This is a genomic window from Vibrio sp. V42_P2S4T144, from assembly GCF_009904715.1.
GTDB lineage: Bacteria > Pseudomonadota > Gammaproteobacteria > Enterobacterales > Vibrionaceae > Vibrio > Vibrio alginolyticus.
In genome coordinates this window covers 1-5995 of the sequence record NZ_WXWS01000058.1, presented here as the reverse complement: position 1 = coordinate 5995, position 5995 = coordinate 1, and the positions used below count along the sequence as shown (strand labels likewise).

General features: G+C 44.8%; 5 protein-coding genes. 3 read left to right on the top strand and 2 right to left on the bottom strand.

From position 1 onward, the window contains the following. Window positions 1-219: 219 nt before the first annotated feature. Entirely contained in the window at window positions 220-1257 is a 1038-nt protein-coding gene (locus CAG68_RS01875; RefSeq protein ID WP_161440720.1) for an IS110 family transposase, read from the bottom strand. Window positions 1258-2190: 933 nt separating this feature from the next. Here CAG68_RS01875 and CAG68_RS01870 point away from each other — a divergent pair. Both CAG68_RS01870 and rraA read left to right on the top strand, forming a co-directional pair. Then, complete coding sequence (locus CAG68_RS01870) at window positions 2191-3108, top strand: 1,4-dihydroxy-2-naphthoate polyprenyltransferase (protein ID WP_005397953.1); 918 nt, start codon at window positions 2191-2193, stop codon at window positions 3106-3108. Window positions 3109-3184: 76 nt separating this feature from the next. Continuing rightward, window positions 3185-3691 (top strand): ribonuclease E activity regulator RraA, encoded by a 507-nt coding sequence (gene rraA / locus CAG68_RS01865; RefSeq protein WP_005379537.1) that lies wholly within the window; start codon window positions 3185-3187, stop codon window positions 3689-3691. Between the two features lie 135 nt (window positions 3692-3826). Here the strand turns inward: rraA and zapB are convergent, their stop codons facing one another. Further along, window positions 3827-4069 (bottom strand): cell division protein ZapB, encoded by a 243-nt coding sequence (gene zapB, locus CAG68_RS01860; protein ID WP_005379536.1) that lies wholly within the window; start codon window positions 4067-4069, stop codon window positions 3827-3829. A 348-nt stretch (window positions 4070-4417) separates the two neighbouring features. Between zapB and glpX the strand changes: the two genes are divergently transcribed. Next, entirely contained in the window at window positions 4418-5425 is a 1008-nt protein-coding gene (glpX, locus tag CAG68_RS01855; RefSeq protein ID WP_005383180.1) for a class II fructose-bisphosphatase, read from the top strand. The last annotated feature ends 570 nt before the right edge of the window (window positions 5426-5995 follow it).

Below are 5995 nucleotides of genomic sequence, written 5' to 3'. Positions count from 1 at the left end.
GTATATGGACTCCCGAGTTATTACAACTTGTTTAGCGAGAATAGATTAGATGCATGCGTATATTCGGGTTTTAATGAGTAGCTAACTCGACCCTAGATGTATTCGCACCTTGATGCCATTTCGCGAGCGCGGAAATAATCCAAAGGAATGATCTGGCTCTTCAAGGTCGGTCTTACCTGTTCTTCGCTATATCAAGATGTAAATAACGTCTTTGACTTACTACTCGTAAGTTAGAGGCACTTGATACTCACTACCATAATGAAGCAATGCCCAAGCTGTTCTTGTGGTCTTATTTGCTAAAGCAACCGCGGCTTTCATTAACCCTGCACGCTGAATCAGTGACTTGAGCCAAGTCTCTTTAACATTCCTTGGCTCTCGTTTATTTACAACCTTCGCAACAGCAAGCGCTCCCTGTATCAAGCTTGAACGTAACTTCTTCTGTCCAACTTTTTTGCTGATACCCAAAAGGGTAACTCTTCCTCCAGTACTATGCTGTTTTGGAGTAAGTCCAATACAAGCCGAAGCCTCTCGACCATTTTTGAAGTTACCGCCATTGGCTCCTAACGAAAGATAAAGCCCTAAAGCATTGACTGGACCAACGCCCTCTAGAGCTTCAAGTTTTCTACATGCATCATGGTGCTTGAGGTGTTGGGTTAAGCTCGTTTCTAAATCTGCCCTCTTTTTTGCTAAGGTCTCATGCAAATGAAATGCGTTTGCTATGTGCTCTCTTAAGATATCAGGAAGTGAGTTCTGACCATCTTCCAGAATTTCAATAATGTGCCTTTTAAAGGCGCTATGTCCTTTGGGGATATTGAAGCCAAACTCTGAAAGCAAGGAGCGAACCATGTTACTTGTCGCTGTCATCGAATCGGTTAAGTGCTGTCTTATTCTATCGATCGATTGTAGTGCCTGTTCATCAATAGATTTTAAAGCGACAAAACGGGCGTTAGCTTGCTGAGATGCAACAGCAATCGCTGTTGCATCATTCTTATCTGTTTTTTGTCCCGTTCGATATGCCGTGACATATTTTGGGGCAATGAGGCAAACCGAATGCCCATGGTTGCAGCAGAACCGTCCCCAATAATGGGCTGTAGAGCATGCCTCCATAACCACGGTCGTTGGAGGTTGTTGTATTAACCAAGCTTTTAATTTTTCGCGAGTAAATACTTTATTAAACTCATCAGAGCTTCCTTGAAGCTTACAAACTTGGAAAGAGTGCTTTGCTAAATCAATGGCGATAGTAGTAGACTTTTTCATGTATGGACTCCTTAGATTTAGGCTTTGACACCATAAATTCTAGCTCCCTCCAGAGGGAGGGAGTCCATACATCGCGAGCTTAAGCGATACTAAGACTCAGCTAACAGCAAGCTCCTATTCCTTCCCACTCACCTTAACCACTGCACAACCGGACGATAGATTCTGAATCACACTCGTTCCTCTTTGTTCAGAATGACGGTGACTTAGACAACACCCAAATCAAGGATCTCGTCATTCTAGCGAGCTCAAGTGAGACTAAGAATCTGCTAACAGCAGACGCCTATTCTTTCCAACTCACCTTAACCACGGCACTATTGGGACGATAGATTCTGAATCACCTCGTTCCTCGCTGTTCAGAATGACGGTGACTTTGACAACACCTAAATCAAAAAGATCTCGTCATTCTAGCGAGCTCAAGCGAGACTAAGAATCTACTAACAGCAGACGCCTATTCTTTCTCTCTCACCGTAACCACCGCACAATCAGATGATAGATTCTGAATCACACTCGTTCCTCGCTGTTCAGAATGACGGTGACTTTGACAACATCTAAATCAAAAGACCTCGTCATTTTAGCGAGCTCAAGCGAGACTAAGACTCAGCTAACAGCAAGCTCCTATTCCTTCCCACTCACCTTAACCACGGCACTATTGGGACGATAGATTCTGAATCACACTCGCTCCTCGCTGTTCAGAATGACGGTGATTTTGACAACATCTAAATCAAAAAGATCTCGTCATTCTAGCGAGCTCAAGCGAGACTAAGAATCTAGTAACAGCAGACGCCTATTCTTTCCCACTCACCTTCACCACTGCTCAACCGGATGATAGATTCTGAATCACCCTTTGACTTCTAGTTGAGTTGTTTTAGGTCAATAGCGTATCTGCCTCTTTGTGCTTATACTGGGCACATTGGTTACTAGCACGAAATTTCCATGAAACAATCTCTACAGATCTGGCTTGAAGCCGCTCGTCCAAAAACATTACCTCTGGCATTGGTCTCTATCTTAACAGGTAGCGTGCTCGCGTACTCGGCGGGTCATTTCTCACTGACGATTGCCATCATGGCTTTCGTAACCGCGACATTGCTGCAAATTCTGTCCAACCTGGCAAACGACTATGGCGATGCCGTTCAAGGTACAGATAACGACAAACGCCTCGGTCCATTACGAGCGATGCAGTCTGGCGCGGTAAGTGCTAAACAGATGAAACAAGCGATTATCTTTAACATCGTTCTGACCGCAATCTCAGGCTTGGTGTTAGTTTTCTATTCACTAAGTTCACTGGAAAGCATTGTTACTTTTATCGGGCTGGGAATTTTGGCCATTCTCGCAGCCATTGCTTATACCATGGGTAGCAAACCATACGGTTACGTGGGGCTTGGCGATATATCAGTGTTCTTGTTTTTTGGTCTACTAGGCGTATCCGGTACCTACTTCTTGCATACTGGTCACGTAGACACCACGCTATTCTTACCTGCTCTAGGCTGCGGTTTACTCGCCGTTGCAGTACTCAACATCAACAATATGCGTGATATCGAAAACGACCGAGAGTGTGGTAAACGCACGGTCGCAGTGCGTTTGGGTCAACGCAAAGCCAAGCAGTACCACTTTGTTTTACTTGGCGGTGCTATTCTTGCCTTTGCGGCTTACTTGTTAATTCAAGACAAACCCGTTTGGATTAGCTTGCCATTTTTACTTAGTATTTATTTCGTGGCCGATCATGGTAAAGCGGTTTGGCATACACAAAAGCCCGCTCAGATAGCACCAATGATGCCAGTCATCGTGAAATGCTCTTTAGTCACCAACGTTTTGTTTGCAACAATTGTGGTAGCTCAAACTCTAGTAAGTTAAAAAAGGATTGTCATTGCATTGACTTAATGCCTAGATATACTCAAAGACAACCAATTTCTGTTTAGAAAGGTACGCTATGGAATACAATACCTCAGCACTCTGTGATATCTACCTCGATCAGGTAGATGTGGTTGAACCAATGTTCAGTAATTTTGGCGGTCGCGCTTCATTTGCCGGGCAAATCACCACCATCAAGTGTTTTGAAGATAATTCGTTGATCCGCGAGACATTAGAGCAAGATGGACTTGGTCGCGTTTTGTTAATTGACGGTGGCGGTTCCCTACGTAAAGCCCTTATCGATGCAGAAATCGCAACCATTGCGGAAGAAAACGAGTGGGAAGGCATTGTCGTTTACGGCTGTGTTCGTGAAGTAGATGAACTTGAAGATATGAACTTAGGCATTCAAGCCCTCGCTTCTATTCCTGTTGGAGCGACCAGTCAGGGTATTGGCGAATTGGATGTACCAGTCAACTTTGGCGGCGTTAGCTTCCTTCCAGAAGATTACATTTATGCTGATAGCACCGGAATTATCCTGTCGCCAGAACCATTGAATATTGATTTAGAGTTGGATGAAGAAGCATAACGAGTCTTAGGCGCCTAAGTTATAGGGCCTTCTCTTGGCTCTTAGCGCCTAGCCTTGTCTCAACATTTTCTACTTCCCTAAAACACAAACACCCGCTTAACGCGGGTGTTTTTAATTTGGAATGAAAAAGCCGAATTATTCCACTTCGTCCATTTTGCCAAGTAGTGCACGAATGCGCTCTTGCCATTGTGCGTGCTCTTGCTGTGCTTGTTGTGCTTTTTGCTCTAGCTCTTCACGTTGAGAGCGAAGCTCGTTCGCTTCTTCCGCAAGTTTAGCTTTATCTTCTTTCAGCTCTTCGACTTCCATCTGAAGAAGAGTGATTGTGTCAACTGCAGTTTGAATTTTAGATTCTAGTTGTTCTAGTACTTCAAAAGACATCTTGGCCTACCTATGTTATTCCGTTGGGACGATGTGCGAGATTGATGCACACCTAACCTATATAAGGTTCATTCTACTCAGCGTCGCGATGAGAAACACTCACTATATTCGATATTTTGCATCATTCGGTCAAAAAATCAGCGCAATCTCACTAAACGCTGACTTTTCTTGTCGCCGAAGCATTTTTGAGCAAGGATTTTGCGTCCCGCCACGCTGAAAATCGCCCTAAGTATTGATCAAATTCAAGTTAGATAAAGTAAAAGCCTCGCAAAAAGGCAAACGTTTACTCGACCTTGTGATAGAATCGCCGCGCAAATTCTTCTTCCCTCTTGCTTACTTGGAGACATCATGAAACGCGATTTAGCAATGGCATTTTCCCGTGTGACTGAAGGTGCAGCTCTGGCTGGTTACAAATGGCTTGGCCGTGGCGATAAAAACGCAGCCGATGGCGCAGCTGTTGAAGTTATGCGCACGCTACTGAACAAAACAGATATCAGTGGTGAAATTGTCATTGGTGAAGGTGAAATCGATGATGCGCCAATGCTGTACATTGGTGAGCAAGTTGGTATTGGTGGTGATGAAGTGGATATTGCAGTCGACCCGATTGAAGGAACGCGTATGACGGCAATGGGACAATCGAACGCACTAGCCGTACTTGCCGCAGGTGAGAAAGGCAGCTTTCTTAAAGCGCCAGATATGTACATGGAAAAACTGGTTGTTGGCCCTGGTGCAAAAGGCGTAATTGACTTAGAAAAGCCGTTAAAAGAGAACCTAGAGAACGTAGCAAAAGCACTGAACAAGCCACTTGATACCCTAGTCGTTATTACCCTTGCGAAACCTCGCCACGATGACGTTATTGCAGAAATGCAAGCAATGGGCGTACGTGTCTTTGCGGTGCCTGATGGTGACGTCGCTGCCTCTATTCTGACTTGTATGCCAGACAGTGAAGTGGACATGATGTACTGTATTGGCGGCGCGCCAGAAGGGGTAGTATCAGCAGCGGTAATTCGAGCGCTAGACGGTGACATGCACGGTCGCCTGCTTCCTCGTCACGAAGTAAAAGGCGATACTGAAGAAAACCGCATTTACGGCGCAGATGAACTAAAACGCTGCGATGAAATGGGCGTAAAAGCAAATGTTGTCCTCAAAATGGAAGACATGGCTCGTAGCGACAATGTGGTATTTTCAGCTACAGGCATCACTAAAGGTGACTTGCTGGAAGGTATCTCTCGTCAAGGCAATATTGCAACCACAGAAACGCTGCTCGTACGCGGTCGATGCCGAACTATTCGTCGCATTAAGTCGACTCACTACCTAGATCGTAAAGATCCAGAAGTGCGTGATATTATTCTTTAAGCATTTCTCGAGGCTCTCGCTCAATCTGAGTTTGAGCCTTTCTTTCCGCACAACGGGCAATAGATTCTGAATCACACTCGTTCCTCGTTGTTCAGAATGACGGTGACTTTAATTAGCTCTAAATCAAAAGAACTCGTCATTCTAGCGAGCACCAGCGAGACTAAGAATCTGGTAACAGCAAACTCCTATTCTTCCTGCTCGTCTTAGCCACTACACAGCCGGACAGTAGATTCTGAATCACATTCGTTCCTCGTTGTTCAGAATGACGGTGACTTTAATAAGCTCTAAATCAAAAGAACTCGTCATTCTAGCGAGCGCCAGCGAGACTAAGAATCTGGTAACAGCAGGCTCCTATTCTTTGCTGGTCATCTTAACCACTGCTCAACCGGACGATAGATTCTGAATCACCTCGTTCCTCGCTGTTCAGAATGACGGCTACCATAGCAAGCTCTAAATCGAAAAAACTCGTCATTCTAGTATATGGACTCCCGAGTTATTACAACTTGTTTAGCGAGAATAGATTAGATGCATGCGTATATTCGGGTTTTAATGAGTAGCTAACTCGACCCT